At 63.2% G+C, this 16,916-nt stretch carries 18 protein-coding genes; 13 read left to right on the forward strand and 5 right to left on the reverse strand.

The window, feature by feature from the left end; translation table 11 throughout:
* Positions 1-51: 51 nt before the first annotated feature.
* The 4 genes from gshB (at position 52) to ptsP (ending at position 3,692) form a co-directional block, all read left to right on the forward strand.
* Positions 52-990: a glutathione synthase gene (gshB, locus tag C5N93_RS21890; protein ID WP_150720998.1), complete on the forward strand. Its 939-nt coding sequence runs from the start codon at positions 52-54 to the stop codon at positions 988-990.
* Positions 991-1,169: 179 nt separating this feature from the next.
* A complete protein-coding gene (locus tag C5N93_RS21895) occupies positions 1,170-1,583 on the forward strand; it encodes a PTS sugar transporter subunit IIB (protein WP_069340374.1) in 414 nt (137 codons plus the stop codon).
* Between the two features lie 3 nt (positions 1,584-1,586).
* Complete coding sequence (locus C5N93_RS21900) at positions 1,587-1,856, forward strand: HPr family phosphocarrier protein (RefSeq protein ID WP_242560879.1); 270 nt, start codon at positions 1,587-1,589, stop codon at positions 1,854-1,856.
* A 99-nt stretch (positions 1,857-1,955) separates the two neighbouring features.
* The gene (gene ptsP, locus C5N93_RS21905) at positions 1,956-3,692 is read left to right on the forward strand and encodes a phosphoenolpyruvate--protein phosphotransferase (RefSeq protein WP_150720999.1); all 1,737 of its coding nucleotides are present in this window, start codon (positions 1,956-1,958) and stop codon (positions 3,690-3,692) included.
* Positions 3,693-3,822: 130 nt separating this feature from the next.
* On the opposite strand, the gene moeB is transcribed toward ptsP, so the two are convergent.
* The 3 genes from moeB to gpmA form a co-directional block, all read right to left on the reverse strand.
* The gene (moeB, locus tag C5N93_RS21910; protein ID WP_242560880.1) at positions 3,823-4,575 is read right to left on the reverse strand and encodes a molybdopterin-synthase adenylyltransferase MoeB; all 753 of its coding nucleotides are present in this window, start codon (positions 4,573-4,575) and stop codon (positions 3,823-3,825) included.
* Positions 4,576-4,645: 70 nt separating this feature from the next.
* Positions 4,646-6,202 carry a S41 family peptidase gene (locus tag C5N93_RS21915; protein WP_242560881.1) on the reverse strand — a complete coding sequence of 519 codons (1,557 nt, stop codon included), beginning with the start codon at positions 6,200-6,202 and terminating at the stop codon, positions 4,646-4,648.
* 413 nt (positions 6,203-6,615) lie between these two features.
* Positions 6,616-7,362, reverse strand: coding sequence for a 2,3-diphosphoglycerate-dependent phosphoglycerate mutase (gpmA, locus tag C5N93_RS21920; protein ID WP_150721001.1), 747 nt, complete (start codon positions 7,360-7,362; stop codon positions 6,616-6,618).
* Between the two features lie 235 nt (positions 7,363-7,597).
* Here gpmA and C5N93_RS21925 point away from each other — a divergent pair, with 235 nt between their 5' ends.
* From C5N93_RS21925 to C5N93_RS21945, 5 genes are all read left to right on the forward strand, one after another.
* Positions 7,598-8,005: a rhodanese-like domain-containing protein gene (locus C5N93_RS21925; RefSeq protein WP_069340369.1), complete on the forward strand. Its 408-nt coding sequence runs from the start codon at positions 7,598-7,600 to the stop codon at positions 8,003-8,005.
* A gap of 17 nt (positions 8,006-8,022) precedes the next feature.
* Positions 8,023-8,283 carry a glutaredoxin 3 gene (grxC, locus tag C5N93_RS21930; RefSeq protein WP_023597820.1) on the forward strand — a complete coding sequence of 87 codons (261 nt, stop codon included), beginning with the start codon at positions 8,023-8,025 and terminating at the stop codon, positions 8,281-8,283.
* Positions 8,284-8,348: 65 nt separating this feature from the next.
* Positions 8,349-8,855, forward strand: coding sequence for a protein-export chaperone SecB (secB, locus tag C5N93_RS21935; RefSeq protein ID WP_039395381.1), 507 nt, complete (start codon positions 8,349-8,351; stop codon positions 8,853-8,855).
* 63 nt (positions 8,856-8,918) lie between these two features.
* Positions 8,919-9,938, forward strand: coding sequence for an NAD(P)H-dependent glycerol-3-phosphate dehydrogenase (locus C5N93_RS21940; protein ID WP_242560882.1), 1,020 nt, complete (start codon positions 8,919-8,921; stop codon positions 9,936-9,938).
* A 56-nt stretch (positions 9,939-9,994) separates the two neighbouring features.
* Positions 9,995-10,525 carry an O-acetyl-ADP-ribose deacetylase gene (locus tag C5N93_RS21945; protein WP_242560883.1) on the forward strand — a complete coding sequence of 177 codons (531 nt, stop codon included), beginning with the start codon at positions 9,995-9,997 and terminating at the stop codon, positions 10,523-10,525.
* Here the strand turns inward: C5N93_RS21945 and trmL are convergent.
* Together trmL and C5N93_RS21955 are read right to left on the reverse strand one after the other, a co-directional pair.
* The gene (gene trmL / locus C5N93_RS21950; protein ID WP_150721004.1) at positions 10,507-10,977 is read right to left on the reverse strand and encodes a tRNA (uridine(34)/cytosine(34)/5-carboxymethylaminomethyluridine(34)-2'-O)-methyltransferase TrmL; all 471 of its coding nucleotides are present in this window, start codon (positions 10,975-10,977) and stop codon (positions 10,507-10,509) included. The two genes, C5N93_RS21945 and trmL, sit on opposite strands and share 19 nt — an antisense overlap.
* A 14-nt stretch (positions 10,978-10,991) precedes the next feature.
* On the reverse strand, positions 10,992-11,897 hold the full coding sequence (locus tag C5N93_RS21955) for a phosphoribosyltransferase family protein (protein ID WP_242560884.1): 906 nt from the start codon (positions 11,895-11,897) through the stop codon (positions 10,992-10,994).
* Between the two features lie 93 nt (positions 11,898-11,990).
* On the opposite strand from C5N93_RS21955, the gene C5N93_RS21960 reads away from it, so the two are divergent.
* The 4 genes from C5N93_RS21960 (at position 11,991) to C5N93_RS21975 (ending at position 16,915) form a co-directional block, all read left to right on the forward strand.
* On the forward strand, positions 11,991-12,911 hold the full coding sequence (locus C5N93_RS21960) for a methyltransferase domain-containing protein (protein ID WP_242560885.1): 921 nt from the start codon (positions 11,991-11,993) through the stop codon (positions 12,909-12,911).
* Positions 12,912-13,329: 418 nt separating this feature from the next.
* Entirely contained in the window at positions 13,330-14,397 is a 1,068-nt protein-coding gene (gene sbnA, locus C5N93_RS21965) for a 2,3-diaminopropionate biosynthesis protein SbnA (RefSeq protein WP_242560886.1), read from the forward strand.
* Positions 14,394-15,440 carry a 2,3-diaminopropionate biosynthesis protein SbnB gene (gene sbnB, locus C5N93_RS21970; RefSeq protein ID WP_242560887.1) on the forward strand — a complete coding sequence of 349 codons (1,047 nt, stop codon included), beginning with the start codon at positions 14,394-14,396 and terminating at the stop codon, positions 15,438-15,440. The genes sbnA and sbnB overlap by 4 nt, the downstream gene beginning before the upstream one ends.
* The gene (locus C5N93_RS21975; protein WP_242560888.1) at positions 15,437-16,915 is read left to right on the forward strand and encodes an adenylosuccinate synthetase; all 1,479 of its coding nucleotides are present in this window, start codon (positions 15,437-15,439) and stop codon (positions 16,913-16,915) included. The genes sbnB and C5N93_RS21975 overlap by 4 nt, the downstream gene beginning before the upstream one ends.
* Position 16,916 lies beyond the last annotated feature (1 nt).

The following is a 16,916-nucleotide window of genomic DNA, read 5'->3' on the forward strand; positions in this document are numbered from 1 at the left end:
CGCCGCAGCTTGCGGTGTGTGCATCCGAACCCCCAAGACTCCCGCCGATCGATGCAGATTCTCTTTATCGCCGACCCGCTCGACCAATTCAAGATCTACAAGGACACCACGTTCTCGATGATGCGCGAAGGTGCGCGTCGCGGGCACCGCATCTTTGCATGCGAGCCGCACGAGATGGCGTGGCAAGGCGCGACGGTCGATGCGCGTGTGAAGGAAATTCGTCTGACGGGCGATGCCGACGCCTGGTACGAAGTCGTGGAGACGCGCGTTGCCGCGCTGACCGAATTCGACGCCGTGCTCATGCGCAAGGACCCGCCGTTCGACATGGAGTACATCAACTCCACGTGGCTGCTGGAGATCGCCGAACGTGCCGGCGCGCGCGTGTTCAACAAACCGAGCGCGATTCGTGACCATTCCGAAAAGCTGGCGATCGCCGAATTCCGGCAGTTCGTGGCGCCGACGCTGGTGACGCGCGATGCGGGGCGTCTGCGCGCCTTCCACGCCGAACATGGCGACGTGATCTACAAGCCGCTCGACGGCATGGGCGGTACGGGTGTGTTCCGCATCGGCCCGGACGGCCGCAACCTCGGCGCCGTTATCGAGATGCTCGGCGAGAACGGTGCCCGTTCGGTGATGGCGCAACGCTTCATTCCCGACATCAAGCTGGGTGACAAGCGCGTGCTCGTGATCGGCGGCAAAGTGGTGCCGCATTCGCTCGCGCGTATCCCGCAGGGCAACGAAGTGCGCGGCAACCTCGCAGCAGGTGGCCTCGGCGAGGCGCGCGATCTGTCGGCGCGCGATCGTGAGATCGCAGAGTCGCTGGCGCCGGTCCTCTGGCAACGCGGCTTGCTGCTTGTGGGGTTGGACGTGATTGGCGATTACCTCACGGAAGTGAACGTCACGAGTCCGACGTGCTTCCAGGAAATCACGGATCAAACCGGTTTCGACGTGCCGAAGATGTTCATCGACGCGCTGGAACTGGCCGTCTGACGGACATTGGGGTCGCGCGGCGGTAATCCCGTTGGTAGCGGCCCCTAACCTGATGAAATTTCAGGATTAATTCGGGATTTTGGCACGCCTGCTAAAATAAGAATCCCAAAATCGACAGGTTCGCGTTCGTCGTTGTGTTTGTATCCCGAACACTCGCGGCGCCCGGCGCGCCTAGCATCATGGCTGGAATTCTGATCATTGCCCACGCACCGCTGGCTTCGGCACTTCGCGAGTGCGTTTCGCATATCTACGGCGGTTGTCCTTCGCGCATCAGCGCGATCGACGTTGTCCCTGACCAGGACACCGCGGCGCTCGTAGACGTCGCCAAAGAACGCCTCGCGCAACTGCGCGAAGAGAACGGCGTGCTGGTCCTCACCGATCTGTTCGGGGCGACGCCATCGAACGTGGCGGCGCAGCTGGTAGGACCGAAAGTGCGTGTGCTCGCAGGGGTGAACCTGTCGATGCTCATCAAGGCGGTGTGCTATCGCTCGGTGCCGCTCGACACGCTGGCGGAGAAGGTGCTTTCGGGCGGATCTAAAGGTATTCTGGAAGTCGGCGCGGGTGCGCCGGCCACACACACTACGTCACACTGAAACATGCTTCGACAAGAAACGACGATCGTAAATAAATTGGGCTTGCACGCCCGGGCATCCGCAAAGCTGACGCAACTGGCGGCGAAATTTCAGAGTGAGGTCTGGCTGACCCGTAACGGTCGGCGTATCAATGCGAAGAGCATCATGGGCGTCATGATGCTGGCGGCGGGGATCGGCTCGAAGGTCGAAGTCGAAACCGAAGGTACTGACGAAGCGCAGGCCATGCAGGAAATTCTCGACCTGATCGCGAACAAGTTCGGCGAAGGAGAGTAACGCCCGGCCGTGTTTTCGCCGCACCACCGCGCACTGTCGCCGAAGACAGAACACACAGATTTCGGTCGAATCACCCGCCTCTGAACTGGGGAGACTTCCTTGTCTTTCACCCTGCACGGCATTCCCGTTTCCCGGGGCATCGCGATCGGACGCGCGTATCTGCTCGCGCCCGCCACGCTCGATGTCCCGCACTATCTGCTCGATCCCAGCCAGATCGACGATGAGGTCGCGCGCTTCGAAAGCGCTCAGGCAACCGTCCAGCAAGAACTCGACACGCTCAAAGCGGAGTTGCCGGACGACGCCCCGGGCGAGATGGGCGCGTTTCTCGACGTTCACTCCCTGATCCTCAACGACACGCTGCTCGTCGATGCCGTGGTCAAGCTCATTCGCGAGCGTCGCTACAACGCGGAATGGGCGCTCACGACGCAGCTCGACGTTCTCGTTGCGCGTTTCGAAGACATCGAAGACGAATACCTGCGCGAGCGCCGTGCGGACATCGAACAGGTGACCGAGCGCGTGCTCAAGGCGCTCGCCGGTGCCCCCGGTATCCGTCATGTGGTGGACGAGACGCCGCGCGACGACATGATCGTCGTGGCCCGCGACATCGCGCCCGCCGACATGCTGCAATTCAAGTCGCAGACGTTCAAGGGCTTCGTCACGGACCTCGGCGGCAAGACGTCGCACACGGCCATCGTCGCCCGCAGCCTGGGTATTCCGGCCGCGGTCGGCGTCGCGCAGGCCAGCCTGCTCATCAAGCAGGACGACGTGATCATCATCGACGGCGATCACGGCATCGTCATCGTCGATCCCGCGCCGATCGTGCTCGAAGAGTACAGCTACCGGCAAAGCGAGCGTGCGCTGGAAGAGCGTCGTTTGCAGCGCCTGAAGCATTCGCCTGCGCAGACCATTGACGGTACGCACATCGAGTTGCTCGCCAACATCGAACTGCCGGAAGACGCCAAGACCGCGGTGGCAGCCGGCGCTGTCGGCGTTGGACTGTTCCGCACGGAATTCCTCTTCATGAACGAGGAGGAAGCGCCCGAGGAAGAGGCCCAGTTCGAGGCCTACAAGCGCGCGGTCGAATCGATGCAGGGCTTGCCGCTCACGATCCGGACCATCGACGTGGGGGCCGACAAGCCGCTCGACAGTCACGAGACGTACGAGACCGCACCGAATCCGGCGTTGGGACTGCGTGCCATTCGCTGGAGCCTGTCCGAGCCGCGTATGTTCCTGACGCAACTGCGGGCGATTCTGCGGGCGTCGGCGTTCGGCAAGGTGCAGATTCTGTTCCCGATGATCGCGCATGCGCAGGAAATCGATCAGACGCTCGAACTCGTGCGCGAGGCCAAGGCGCAGCTCGATGCTGCGGGTCTGCTCTATGATCCGAACGTCAAGCTCGGGGCGATGATCGAAGTGCCCGCCGCTGCGCTCACGGTGCCGATGTTCCTCAAACGGCTCGACTTCCTGTCCATCGGCACGAACGACCTGATTCAGTACACGCTGGCGATCGATCGTGCGGATAACGCCGTGGCGCATCTGTACGACCCGCTGCATCCGGCGGTCCTTCGTCTGATCGCCATGACGATTCGCGAGGCGCACGCATTCGGTGTGCCGGTCGCGGTTTGCGGAGAGATGGCGGGGGATCCGACGGCAACCCGTCTGCTGCTCGGCATGGGGCTGCGCGAGTTTTCGATGCACCCGAGCCAGTTGCTTCAGGTCAAGCAGGAGATCCTGCGGGCGCACCTGCCGGATCTGGAGCGCCCGGTGCAGGAGCTGCTCGCGGCGACCGAACCGGAAGAAATGCAGGCGGCGCTGGCTCGTTTGGCGGTGGCCTGACCGAGAAGCGGCAAGCTGGCTTTCGCGTTACGCGAAACGAGAAGCGGACGGTCCTTTACAGGGCCGTCCGCTTTTTTGTGTTCGAAATTTGGGGGGCCGCCGAGTGCATCGTCGGCCATTTCCCATGCCGTCAGGGGCGCTGTCCGCAGACTTTGCACTCCGGATTGCGGGCACAGTGCATGGTGTGCCAACTCATCTTGCGTCCGTCGAGCATCTGGAGACGCCCCACGAGCGGCGTGCCGACGCCGGTAATCAGCTTGATCGCCTCGGCGGCCTGCATGCTGCCGATGATACCCACGAGCGGCGCCAGAACGCCCATCGTGGCACATGCCTGTTCGGGGAACGGCTCGTCGGCGGGGAAGATGCATTCATAGCAGGGCGACGCGTCGTTACGCACGTCGAACACGCTGATCTGTCCGTCGAAGCGCAGGGCGGCGCCGGAGACGAGCGGCACGCCTGCCGCCACGCAGGCGCGATTGACCGCGTGACGTGTGGCGAAGTTATCCGAGCCGTCGAGCACAACCGTGGCGTCGCGCGCGATCGCCGTGAGCCGGGCTTCGTCCACGCGCTCGTTGATGACGTTGACAACCACGCCCGGATTGATCTGTGCAATGCGCGCCCGCCCGGATTCCACCTTGGGCTGGCCCACACTTTGTGTGTCGTGAAGGATCTGGCGTTGCAGGTTGGTCAGATCGACGACATCGTCATCGATCAGCGTGAGGCGTCCGACGCCGGACGCCGCCAGATAAAGCGCTGCCGGTGAGCCGAGACCGCCGGCGCCGACGATGACCGCATGCGCGGCGAGCAGACGCTCCTGCCCCTCGATACCGAGTTCGTCGAGCAGGATATGGCGGGAGTAACGCAGCAACTGATCGTCGTTCATCGCAACACGCAAAGGGATAAAAAAACCGTGCCGGCTTTCGCGGGCACGGTTTGTAGTGTAAAGCGGATGCTTACTTCTTGTCCGTCGGCTTGGCCGGTACGACGGTGTCCGTCTTCGGATCCGTCTTGGCGCCAGCGGCAGGCGTAGCGGCCTTGGCAGCGTCCTTCGGCAACGGGCCGGCGTTCGCTTCCAGGCGCGACTTCGTGCGCTGGACCGGCTCGCCCTTGATCTGGTGAACAGCCTGCTGGAGCATGAAGTCGTCGGCGCTGCCCAGATCCGGCAGGCGTTCTTCGCGTTCCTTCTTGCGCTCTTCCGGCGTCTTCTTCGCGTTCTCTTCTTCGAGGCGGCGCAGTTCTTCCAGGCGGCGGGCTTCGCGGGCGTCGATTTCCTTCTGCTCGTCAGGCGTTTGCGTGTTGTGCAGGTGGTTCTGGTAATCGATTTCGCGCGTCACCAGCACGTCGTCCGGATCGCCCTTCGGATTCTGGTCGACCGGCACGTCCGGCTTGATACCGATGGACTGGATCGAGCGACCGCTCGGCGTGTAGTAGTAAGCCGTGGTCAGACGCAGCGCGGTATCCGGCGACAGTTGGCGCACGGTCTGCACCGAGCCCTTGCCGAACGTCGTCTTGCCCATGATCGTGGCGCGCTTCGAGTCTTGCAGTGCGCCTGCCACGATTTCCGAAGCCGACGCCGAGTAAGCGTTCACCAGCACGACCATCGGCACCGTCTTCCAGAACGGCGCTTCACCCTTGAGCGGATCTTCCGGGCTGGCCGACAGACGGTAGTTGTCGAAGGTGGCATCGTACGTTTTCTTGGCGTCTTCGATCTGACCGTTGGTCGACACGACCACTGCGCCTTCCTTCAGGAATGCGGCGGACACGCCGACGGCCGACTGGAGAATGCCGCCGCCGTTGTTACGCAGGTCGAGGATCAGGCCCTTGAGCGGCTGGTCCTTGGCCAGTTCCTGGAGCTTCTTGGCCAGATCCGGCACGGTGCGTTCCTGGAAGCTCGTGATACGGACGTAGGCGATACCCGGTTCGAGGATCTTGCCCTTGATGCTCTGCACGCGAATCTCGGCACGCACGATGGAGACCGGGAACGTGCGTTCTTCCGACTTGCGGAAGATCGTCAGCGTGACCTTGCTGCCCGGGGCGCCACGCATGCGCTTGACCGCCTGGTCGAGCGTCATGCCGCGTACGGGCTTGTCGTCGATGCGGGTGATCAGGTCGCCCGGCTTCAGGCCGGCCTTGAAAGCCGGGCTGTCTTCGATGGGGGAGATCACCTTCACGAGACCGTCTTCCTGCGAGATCTCGATGCCCAGACCTGCGAAGCGGCCGCGCGTCTGCTCCTGCAGTTCCTTGTATTCGTCCTTGTCGAGGTACGACGAGTGCGGATCGAGGCTCGACACCATGCCCTTGATGGCTGCGGTCAGCAACTTCTTGTCGTCGACCGGCTGCACGTATTCGCGCTTGATCTGACCGAACACTTCGGCGAGCAGACGAAGCTGTTCGAGCGGCAACGGTGTGGTAGCGCTTTGTGCGGAAGCCTGAGAGAACGCGAGGGTGGCTGCCGCACCGGTCGCAAGGCCCAGCACGATCAGGCCGATGTGTTTGAGGGTTTGGCGCATATAGGCGTGGAATTTCCCGGAATTTTGGGGCGCACCCCAATGGGCGCGCGCACTTTGGCGAAGTATAACCGTTTGCCCGCAGGCGGGACATTGCCCATTCGACAGGTAGTTTTCCTGAGTGGTTCTACGAAAAGTTCCATTCAATGCGACGTTGTGACGCGAACTTCGGCGAACATCGCCCGATAGTGCACGGCATTGGCCGTCGGGACGCGGCCTGCGAGGTTTTGGAAAGTCTCAGGCGAAAGCCGCTGGCAGGGCCGGGATCGTGTTACCGCGCATTACGCCGTGCGGAGCTGACGTGGCGGCGCCTAGGGAGTTTCCCGGGGCGCTCGACGTGGATGGCGGGAAGATGGCGTGGCTGTCAGGTGCGACGACCCGCTCGGGGCGCCGTCGTCGCGGACCTTGCACGATGCTTACTTCGACTTGCCTTGCGCGGCGACAGCGGCCAGTGCGCCGGCAATCTTTTCCTGATCGCCGAGGTAGTAGTGACGGATCGGCTTCAGCTCGGCGTCCAGTTCATACACGAGCGGCGTGCCGTTCGGGATGTTCAGGCCGGCGATATCGTCGTCCGAAATATTGTCGAGGTGCTTGATGAGCGCACGCAGCGAGTTGCCGTGGGCGGCCACGAGCACTTGCTTGCCGGCACGCACGGCCGGTGCGATCGACTCGTTCCACAGCGGCAGCACGCGCGCCACCGTGTCCTTCAGGCACTCGGTGAGCGGGATTTCTTCGCGCTTGAGCTTGGCGTAGCGCGGGTCGTTGAACGAGCTGCGTTCGTCGTTCTCGGCCAGCGGGGGCGGCGGCGTATCGTAGCTGCGACGCCACACGTGGACCTGATCGTCGCCATACTTCGCGGCCGTCTCGGCCTTGTTCAGGCCGGCGAGCGCACCGTAGTGACGCTCGTTGAGACGCCAGCTATGCACCACCGGGATCCACATCTGGTCCATGGCGTCCTGCACGTGCCACAGCGTGCGGATGGCCCGCTTGAGCACCGAGGTGTAGGCGAGATCGAATTTGAAACCGGCGTCGGAGAGCAGCTTGCCGGCCTGAGCGGCTTCGGCAACGCCCTTTTCGGTCAGGTCGACGTCGACCCAGCCGGTGAACCGGTTTTCTTTGTTCCACGTCGATTCGCCGTGGCGAATAAGAACGAGCTTGTACATGAGCAAACTTCAGTCAGAGTAGGAAAGCGGGGGCAGCCGACAGGGGGCGGGGGCGGATCGTCGCACCGGCCGCCGCCAAGCCCGGCAAGGGTTTGGCATGGCGTTCCCGGAGACGTTCGGCGCTCGAAAAAAGCCGCAGCCGACGTCCGGCGCAACGATTGGCAACGACACCCGTCGGCGCAATCACGGAATATTTTATAATGATCGGATTCTTTTGATTATTTTCAGGTGGTTTGTGAAGTTCTTTGCCGATTACACCAACCTTGCGCTGATCGCCATCGCCCTCGTTTCGGGCGGCATGCTGGCCTGGCCGGTATTCAAGCGCGGCGGTCGCGGTCTGTCGACCATGGAAGCGACCCAGCTCATTAACCGCAAGGGCGCCGTGGTGCTCGATGTCCGTACGGCAGAGGAATTTGCCACCGGCCACCTGCCATCCGCGCGCAACGTGCCGCTCGACGACGTCGAACAAAAGGTCGCGGGCATCATCAAGAATAAGGCTGCCCCGGTACTTATCGTGTGCAAGAGCGGTCAGCGTTCGGCGCGCGCTCAGACGCTGCTTCGCAATCTTGGTTATGCTGAGTCGTTCAGCCTCCAGGGCGGTGTCGCCGCCTGGCAGGAAGCCGGCCTGCCGGTCGTCAAGTAATCCAGGAGTTGCAAGTCATGCCGAAGATCGTGATGTATAGCACGCAAGTGTGCCCGTACTGCCAGATGGCGGAACGTCTGCTGCGCCAGCGCGGGGTTCAGGAAATCGAGAAGATCCTGATCGACAAGGAACCCGCCCGTCGCGAAGAAATGATGACGCGCACGGGGCGTCGCACCGTACCGCAAATTTACATCGACGAACGTCATATTGGCGGTTACGACGATCTTTCGGCGCTCGATCGTGCCGGTGGTCTCGTGCCGCTCTTGCAAGCCGCCTGATACCGCCTGCAAAATAGGCGCCCAGCCGCGTGACTGCGTGGCTGTCTTCATTCCAAGGAAACGAAATGTCCGACCAGAATCAGCCGTTTTTCAGCATCCAGCGCGCTTACCTGAAAGATCTGTCGCTCGAGCAGCCGAATTCGCCCGCGATCTTCCTCGAGCAGGAGATGCCGACCGTTGAAGTGCAGTTGGACGTGGCGGCAGAGCGCCTGGCGGAAGAAATCTTCGAAGTCGCCGTGATCGCCACCGTGACGGCCAAGATCAAGGACAAGGTCGCTTTCCTGGTCGAAGGCAAGCAGGCTGGCATCTTCGAAATCCGTAACGTGCCGGTCGAGCAGCTCGACCCGCTCATCGGCATTGCCTGCCCGACGATCGTCTACCCGTATCTGCGTGCGAACGTGGCCGACACGATCAGCCGTGCCGGCTTCCAGCCGATCCATCTGGCGGAAGTGAATTTCCAGGCGCTCTACGAGCAACGTCTGGCACAATTGGCCGAGCAACAAGCCGCCAACGGCGAGACGCCGGCCCCGGGCATCGTGATGCCCGACGGCTCGTCCGCTCAGACTCACTAAGCGCTTGCGCTTCATCGACGCCGTGGCCGGCTCCGAGCCGGCGATGGCGTCGAGGTCCCCGTCATGAAGATTGCCGTATTCGGCGCAGGTGCCTGGGGCACCGCGATGGCGAGTCACATGGCCGCACGCCATGACGTTGTCCTGTGGGCGCGCGATGCTGCGCTCGTGGCGCAATTGACCGCCTCTCACGAGAATTCCGCTTATCTCCCCGGCTCCCCGTTGTCCCCCCGTCTGCGATTCGAATCCGACTTCGCGACGGCGATGGCGCACGGCTCGGGCGAGCACGCATTGTGCGTGGCTGCCGTACCCGTTGCGGGTCTGCGTGCGCTGGCAGGGCACATGGCGCAGGCGCCCAATGCGCCGCAGAACCTGATCTGGCTTTGCAAGGGTTTCGAGGCCGATACCGGCCTGTTGCCGCATCAGATCGTTGCCGAGGTCTTCCCGGCGGTGGCCGGCGGTTCGTTGTCCGGGCCGAGCTTCGCGCGCGAAGTGGCGCAGGGTCTGCCTGCGGCATTGACGATTGCGAGCGCAGTACCGTCCCTGTGCGATCTGACGATTGCGGCTTGTCACTTCGGCGCGCTACGCATCTATTCGAGCGACGATCTCGTTGGCGTCGAAGTCGGTGGCGCCGTAAAGAACGTACTGGCGATTGCCACCGGTGTGAGCGACGGCCTGGGTCTCGGGTTGAATGCGCGTGCCGCGCTGGTGACGCGCGGTCTGGCCGAGATGACGCGTCTGGGCGTGGCCTTGGGTGGCAAGCCTGAGACGTTCATGGGTCTGGCCGGTCTGGGTGATCTGATTCTGACGGCGACCGGCGATCTGTCGCGTAACCGGACGGTCGGGTTGCAGTTGGCGTCGGGCAAGTCGCTCGACGAAGTGCTCGCATCGCTGGGCCACGTTGCCGAGGGCGTAAGATGTGCTCGTGCGGTACGCGATCTGGCGCGCGCCCATGGCGTCGAGATGCCGATTACCGATGCCGTATGCGCGACGCTGTTCGACGGGCTGCCGGCCCGTGCGGCCGTCGAGGCGCTGCTGCGACGCGATGCCCGCGCCGAGCGCGAGGACGACTCGACTCAGGGCTGATCTTTCTCAGACGACGGCGTCCTGCCGTCGACACTCGCAACAAGGGAGGCCTACCCATGTCGCAAGTTGTCCGTCTTCACGCCTCCCAGGGCGATATCACGCAATCCACGGTCGATGCCATCGTCAACGCCGCGAACGAATCGCTGCTCGGCGGTGGCGGCGTCGACGGTGCGATCCATCGGGCTGCCGGCCCCGAACTCCTCGAAGCCTGCCGAAAACTCCAGGGTTGCCGCACCGGGCAGGCGAAGATCACGCCCGGATTTCGCCTGAAAGCCAAATTCGTCATTCACACGGTCGGCCCAGTCTGGCACGGCGGCGCGCATGACGAGCCGGCATTGCTTGCCAGTTGCTACCGGGAGAGCCTGCGTCTGGCCGCAGCGAATGGATGCCGACGTGTCGCGTTTCCGGCCATCAGCTGCGGCGTTTATGGTTATCCGGCAGAGCTCGCCGTACCGCTTGCCGTATTTACCGTGCGCGACGCGCTACCGCATTTCCCTGGCATCGACCACGTGGAGTTCGTATGTTTCGATGCGGCGATGTACGCGGCATACCAACGCGAACTCGCGAGTCAGGACCCGCCGGCGTAGTCTTGCTGACGCCATGCCTCGAACACCACCACGGCGACCGTATTCGAGAGGTTGAGACTGCGGTTGCCGGGACGCATCGGCAGTCGCACGCGCTGTGTCGTTTCGAACGTGTCGAGCAATGCCGGGTCGAGGCCTCGCGTCTCCGAGCCGAAGACGAACCAGTCCCCGGGTGCGAACGACAACTGACCGAACGGACGCGAACCGCGCGTGGTCAACGCGAACATGCGTGTGGGATCGGGCGACTCCGCCGCCAGAAACGCGGCCCAGTCCCGATGCACCTTCATCTCGGCGTACTCGTGATAGTCGAGGCCGGCGCGGCGCATGCGTGCGTCGTCGAGCGGAAAGCCGAGCGGCTCGATCAGGTGCAGGCGTGCGCCCGTGTTGGCGCACAGGCGAATCACGTTGCCGGTGTTCGGTGGAATTTCGGGGCTGACGAGAACGACGTTGAACATGAGCGTTGGGCAAGTTAAGGAGTGGGCGGCGTGCGCAGTACGACCGCAGCGAGGACGTGGGCCGCGCCTGCACGCTTGAGGGCGGCCGCGGCGGCATCGCAGGTCGCCCCGGTGGTCATGACGTCGTCGATCAGGACGATACGGCGGGCGTGAACACGCGCGTCAGCGACGAATACGTCACGTAGATTGCGCCGCCGTTCGTCGCGGGAAAGACGTCGCTGAGCGGCAGTCGTACGGTCTCTGTGCAGCATTTGCGTACTCGCAGGCAGACGCACCCGGCGTGAGGCCACGCGCGCGAGCTCCCACGCCTGATTGAAGCCGCGCGACGCGAGCCGGGAAGGTGCCAGTGGTACGGGCACCAACAATGGTGCCTCGCCGCCGTGATCGTGGCTCGCCAGAACGTCGCCAAGGCGTTCGCCGAATTCGCGCGCTAACGGCAGAGCGCCGCGGTATTTCAGACGAATCATCAAAGTATCGAGCGGTGGCACGTAGTCTGCGAGCGTCAGCGTTGCATCGAACGCTGGCGGGTGTCGCAGACAGGGGCCGCACAGGATCGCGGTCGGGGTGCGACAAATTGTCGCACTTTCCGGGTCGAGCCCGACCGTTCCCTCCGGGCACAACGTCGGCCGCGGCAATGCAATGGCGCACCGGTAGCAACGCGTCGACGCACCGGGACGCGCAGCGTCGAAGGCAACCGCGCACGCCACGCAGATTTGCCTCGACGCCCGTCGCCGACAAATGGCGCAGTGATCCGGCAGCGCGATGCGCAACAATCCGCTCGCGAGCCTGGCTGGCGTCATGAAGGGGAAAGTGGGCATGGGCACGGCGGTGAGCGTAAGGGCTTGGCTGAGAGGTGACCGGAGGACGGGCGGACGGGGAATGATTCCCTCTGCCTCGTGAACCCCATCGGTCGCGTTCATATGGCGTCGAGGCACGTGGGGTGGCCGTTTGGCCGTGTCCGATGCATTCCGACAGCAGCGAGTATACTGCCGACTCGCCTTTTCGCCTGTCCCATGAAGCCTTCCGACGCTCCCCAAAACCCGTCCTCTGCGTTCTCCGCACGCTTTTTGCGCACCGCATTCGATCGTCGCGCCCCGAACTGGCAGGACGCCGATTTCCTGATGCGCGAGGTGGCGTCGCGACTGGCGAGCCGACTCGATTACATCAAGCTCAAGCCTCGGCGGGTGCTGGATGCCGGTTGTGGCACGGGCGGCGATCTGTTGAACTTCGGCGAGCGCTATCCCGACGCGTATCGCGTAGGGCTGGACGCCTCCTATGCCATGGCGAAGGCCGCCGCATCGGCGGGCGCGACCACCGGCTGGCGACGCCTGTTACGCAGCACGCCGCCCTACGGCGTGGTGCAGGCTGATTTCTCGGCGCTGCCGTTTGCCTCACGCTCGTTTGATCTCGTCTGGTCGAACCTCGCATTGCACTGGTACCGCGAACCGCATCGCGTCATTCCCGAGTGGCACCGCGTATTAAGTACCGATGGTCTATTGATGTTTTCGGCCTACGGTCCCGATACGCTGCGTGAGTTGCGTGCTGCCTGGGCGGAAGTCGATGACGTTGCGCATGCGCTTGAGCCCACGGATATGCACGATCTGGGCGACATGATGGTGGCGAGCGGATTCGATACCCCGGTGACCGACATGGAACGGCTCACGCTCACGTTCGAATCGCCTGACACCCTGCTGCGTGACGTGCGGCTGCTGGGCGTGAATCCCCAGCCGGAACGTCGCCAGGGCCTCACCGGGCGGGCGCGAATTGCGGCGCTGCGTGAGGCGTTGGAGCGTCAGCGTGGCAGCGATGGCACCATCGCGCTGACGTTTGAACTGGTCTACGGCCACGCCTGGAAGATTCCCGAAAAGACCGATGCCGCCGGTAATGCCGTCGTGCGTCTTCAGGACATCGGTCGCGGCGGCAGGCCTCGCTAAGCCGCGCATCAGCCCCCCGGAACCCCCGTCGTCGCAAGGATGACGGTGACGAAATCGGCGGAATTTCCGCCGATTTCTTTTTCTACGCCCGCTTTCCTGTTGCCCGTTTTCCCCACATGTCAGCCGCCGTACGGCGGCTGGACATGGCTGTCCGATGCCTGTTGTCGCATAGCCGCAGCCTGCGTCCTACACGACCATGCAGGTATTCCGCGCGCCGCTGCTTCGCTTAAATATGGCTTCACGGCGTGCATGAACGCGGGACGAATGTGAGATCGATGCGGTATCGATGCAGTAGCGATGCGAAGGGGGATGCCTCTCATCGCAAGGTCCGCGCAATCCACATCATCCACGTCATCGTGTCGCCGCTGGGCGAATTCTCGGGAGGTGGGGAGTGGGTAATCAGCACGAAACGTCGGCCGTGCCGCAGTCAATCGAAGTTGCGCGAAGCGATCGTCTGCGCGACTTACCGAACCTGCGTGTCGATGCAGAGTTCCTGCGCCCGACGGTCCCGGTATTCACCACGATCGAAGGTCTTTGCGCCGCATCGGTGTCTCTCAAGATGGAGGGGCTGAACGCGGCGGGGTCGATCAAGCTCAAGACGGCGCTTCAACTGATCGACGATCTCGAAGCGACGCATCGGATTCGTGCGGACACCTGCATTCTCGAATCGTCGTCGGGAAATCTCGGCGTGGCGCTCGCGTTGGTATGTGCCAATCGCGGCTATCGCTTTACTTGTGTGACCGACCCGAATACATCGCGACAGGCGGTGCGAACCATGCAGGCTGCAGGGGCTCGTGTCGTACGCGTCGATCGCCGTGATGCACAGGGCGGATATCTCGCGACGCGCATCGCATGGATTCGGGAGCAGGTCGCGCGAGACCCGCGTTGTGTCTGGGTCAATCAATACGCGAATCCGGCCAATTGGCGCGCGCATTTTCGATGGACGGCGCCGGAGATCTTCTCGGCATATCCCGACGTCGATCATCTTTTCGTCGGCGCCGGCACGACGGGCACCTTGCTGGGATGTCTGCATTACGTACGCGCGCATCGCTTGCCGACCCGGGTCGTCGCCGTGGATGCGCAAGGCTCGGTCACCTTTGGTGGCTCGCCGGGGCCGCGTCGTATTCCCGGTCTCGGCACCAGTTGCCGTCCGCCGCTGTGTGAGCCGCCGGACGCCGAATCTCCCGATGCGATCGTCTATGTCCCCGAGGCCGACACGGTGCGGATGTGCCGCACGCTGGCACAACGCGGGTTGCTTATCGGCGGGTCCACAGGCAGCGTGTTGCGCGCGGTACAGGTGTCTTCGGCAGAGATTGCCGCGAGCGACACGGTCGTGGCCATCGCACCGGATATGGGAGACAAATACCTCGACACGATCTACGACCCGGACTGGGTAGCTTCCTGTGTCGAGGGATTCGACAAGGCGTCGGCGTCACCCGACGTGCCATCGTACGACGTTGAAACGGTTTCGCCCGCGCTGACATGAACGCACTTCCGACACCGCAATTCCGCGTATTTACGGGTGAGCAGATCGACGCAGCCGTTCGCGACGGCAAGCGTGCCATCCTCGCTACCGTCGAAGCCGCGTATCGCGCGCACCACGCCGGACGAACCGTCAATCCGGAGAGTCAGTTTCTGCGATTCCCGCAGGCGCAGCGCAACCGCATCATCGCCTTGCCTGCACATATTCAAGGCGATAAGAGCGACGACGGCGATGAAAGCGAAGCGATCACGGGCATCAAGTGGATATCGAGTTTCCCCGGGAACATCGACCGGGGTGTGCCGCGCGCTTCCGCTGTGCTGATTCTTAACGATGTCGCCACCGGTTATCCGATGGCGTGTATGGAAGCGAGCATCATCAGTGCGGCACGCACTGCCGCCAGCGCTGTTAGCGCGCTGAGGTGTCTCACGCGAGGCGACGCGGCTCGCGAGCGCCGTGTGGCGTTTATCGGCGCCGGCGTGATTGCACGTCACGTCGCCGCATGTTTGCCGCTAGCCGAACTGCCGATCGCAGAGGTTGTGGTCCACGACCTGAATGCCGGGTACGCGCAAGCACTTGCCACCCGGATCGCAACGCAGGTCGGTCTCGAAACGCGTACCGAAACGTCGTTGGAGCATGCCATCCGGCAATCGGACGTGATCGTGTTCGCCACCACGGCGGCGTCTCCCCATCTGCACGACCCCGAGTGGTTCTCGCACTGCCCGGTCGTGTTGCATTTGTCGTTGCGCGATCTCGCGCCGTCGATCGTGCAGGCGTCCTGCAACATCGTCGACGACATCGACCACTGCCTGCGGGCGATGACATCGCTGCATCTCACGGAAGTCGCCACCGGGCACCGGCGCTTCGTCACGACCTCGCTGCCGCATCTGCTGTGCGGAGGAGAACTGCCCACCCGTGATCGGCCCATTGTCTTTTCACCCTTTGGACTCGGCATTCTCGACATCGCCGTCGGGCGTTGGGTCTATGAACGCCTCGCCGACCGGCAGGCACCTGTTCCTCGTTTTTACTTTGATTTGCAACGCGCATGACCACAGCTTTCCTTCCCCCTTCCTGCTCCTCGACGTCTTCCTGCGATTCGAATTCGCCTGTCACCGATGGCTTCGCCGACGTTCTCGTCGGGCTGCAATACGGCGATGAAGGCAAGGCGAAGATCATCGATACCCTGGCCCCGGGGTATGACGTGATCGCTCGCTTTAACGGCGGGGCAAACGCCGGACACACCATCGACACGCCGCAGGGGCGCATTGCGCTCAAGCAACTCCCGTCGGGGGTCTTTCATCCGCACGCCATGCTGTACATCGGCTCGGGATGCGCTATCAATCCGTGGAAGCTGGCCGATGAGATCGAGCAATTGCGGCAGATGGGCATCTCGCTCGAGGGGCGTCTGCGAATCAGTGCGCGTGCAGCGCTGGTGCAGCCACATCACATTGCGATGGACCGGCGTGGCAGTGAGACGATCGGTACGACGGGAAACGGTATCGGACCTTGCTATGCAGATCGCGCCTTGCGCGTGCGCAACGACACGCGCGTCAACCTGATGCTCGGTGACCTGCTGGGCAACGAGGCGGATACCGTGGTGGCGATGCGGGAAATATTCACTCGCATGATCAATGCGGATGGCGGCACGTCGCCGTGGGTCGCCGAGATGTCGGACCTGCTGCTGGGTTTGCCTGGCGTGGCAAAACAACTGCGGGCTTACGTCGAACCGGACCGCGGGTGGCTCACGACGCGTGTCAAGGCGGGAGCAAAGGTGTTGTTCGAAGGTGCGCAGTCCGTGCTGCTCGATGTGGTCGATGGCAGTCAGCCCTTCGTCACGTCGAGTCACACGGTACCGGCCTACGCGTATGTCGGCGGAGATCTCTCGCCCAAGTACCACCGGCGAACCATCGGTGTGGCCAAAGCCATCATGTCGCGCGTGGGACGTGGGCCGTTTCCGTCGGAGCTTGGAGGGGAACGTTCGGCGCAGTACTGTCACGACGCTTCGCAGTCGAAGACCGGCAAGTCCGAGGAGGCGTCGCGCTTCTCGCCGGACAAACTGCTGCGTTCGAATGATCCGTTCGAGGTGGGAACCGCATTGCGAATGCTGACCGGTGAATACGGTACAGGAACCGGTCGGCCGCGTCGTATCGGCATGCTGGATCTTGCGCAGTTGAGAGACGTCATCAAGATGCATGCCGTCGATTGTGTTTACCTCAACAAGGTGGATTGCCTGGCCCATTACCTGCACTCCGCCTACCAGGGGGTGCCGATGCGCTTGCATCGTAATGTCGTCTCCGGCGACGTCATGCCGGACATCCTGATTTATCCGGGTTTGACCGAGCAGTCGCTGACCCTCGGGCGTGAGGGGAAGGTGGATGCCGCGATGAACAGCTTCATCGACTTTATCGAACGACACATCGGCGCGCCATTGGCAGGGCTGGGGCTCGGTCCGGAGCGAGCGAGTCTCGTATCGCTGGCGGAGCATTCACCGATGCCAGTCGCGGCGCTCAGCCCCCATGACTGAC

It is taken from the genome of Pandoraea sp. LA3 (assembly GCF_022696215.1).
GTDB lineage: Bacteria > Pseudomonadota > Gammaproteobacteria > Burkholderiales > Burkholderiaceae > Pandoraea > Pandoraea capi.

What these genes read in the sequence shown, in the direction of transcription:
- gshB (WP_150720998.1), top strand. Translation starts at nt 52, where the DNA reads ATGCAGATTCTCTTTATCGCCGACCCGCTCGACCAATTCAAGATCTAC.
- C5N93_RS21915 (WP_242560881.1), bottom strand. Translation starts at nt 6,202, where the DNA reads ATGCGCCAAACCCTCAAACACATCGGCCTGATCGTGCTGGGCCTTGCG.
- gpmA (WP_150721001.1), bottom strand. Translation starts at nt 7,362, where the DNA reads ATGTACAAGCTCGTTCTTATTCGCCACGGCGAATCGACGTGGAACAAA.
- C5N93_RS21955 (WP_242560884.1), bottom strand. Translation starts at nt 11,897, where the DNA reads ATGAACGCGACCGATGGGGTTCACGAGGCAGAGGGAATCATTCCCCGT.
- C5N93_RS21900 (WP_242560879.1), top strand. Translation starts at nt 1,587, where the DNA reads ATGCTTCGACAAGAAACGACGATCGTAAATAAATTGGGCTTGCACGCC.
- sbnB (WP_242560887.1), top strand. Translation starts at nt 14,394, where the DNA reads ATGAACGCACTTCCGACACCGCAATTCCGCGTATTTACGGGTGAGCAG.
- grxC (WP_023597820.1), top strand. Translation starts at nt 8,023, where the DNA reads ATGCCGAAGATCGTGATGTATAGCACGCAAGTGTGCCCGTACTGCCAG.
- C5N93_RS21960 (WP_242560885.1), top strand. Translation starts at nt 11,991, where the DNA reads ATGAAGCCTTCCGACGCTCCCCAAAACCCGTCCTCTGCGTTCTCCGCA.
- moeB (WP_242560880.1), bottom strand. Translation starts at nt 4,575, where the DNA reads ATGAACGACGATCAGTTGCTGCGTTACTCCCGCCATATCCTGCTCGAC.
- C5N93_RS21940 (WP_242560882.1), top strand. Translation starts at nt 8,919, where the DNA reads ATGAAGATTGCCGTATTCGGCGCAGGTGCCTGGGGCACCGCGATGGCG.
- secB (WP_039395381.1), top strand. Translation starts at nt 8,349, where the DNA reads ATGTCCGACCAGAATCAGCCGTTTTTCAGCATCCAGCGCGCTTACCTG.
- C5N93_RS21945 (WP_242560883.1), top strand. Translation starts at nt 9,995, where the DNA reads ATGTCGCAAGTTGTCCGTCTTCACGCCTCCCAGGGCGATATCACGCAA.
- C5N93_RS21975 (WP_242560888.1), top strand. Translation starts at nt 15,437, where the DNA reads ATGACCACAGCTTTCCTTCCCCCTTCCTGCTCCTCGACGTCTTCCTGC.
- C5N93_RS21895 (WP_069340374.1), top strand. Translation starts at nt 1,170, where the DNA reads ATGGCTGGAATTCTGATCATTGCCCACGCACCGCTGGCTTCGGCACTT.
- trmL (WP_150721004.1), bottom strand. Translation starts at nt 10,977, where the DNA reads ATGTTCAACGTCGTTCTCGTCAGCCCCGAAATTCCACCGAACACCGGC.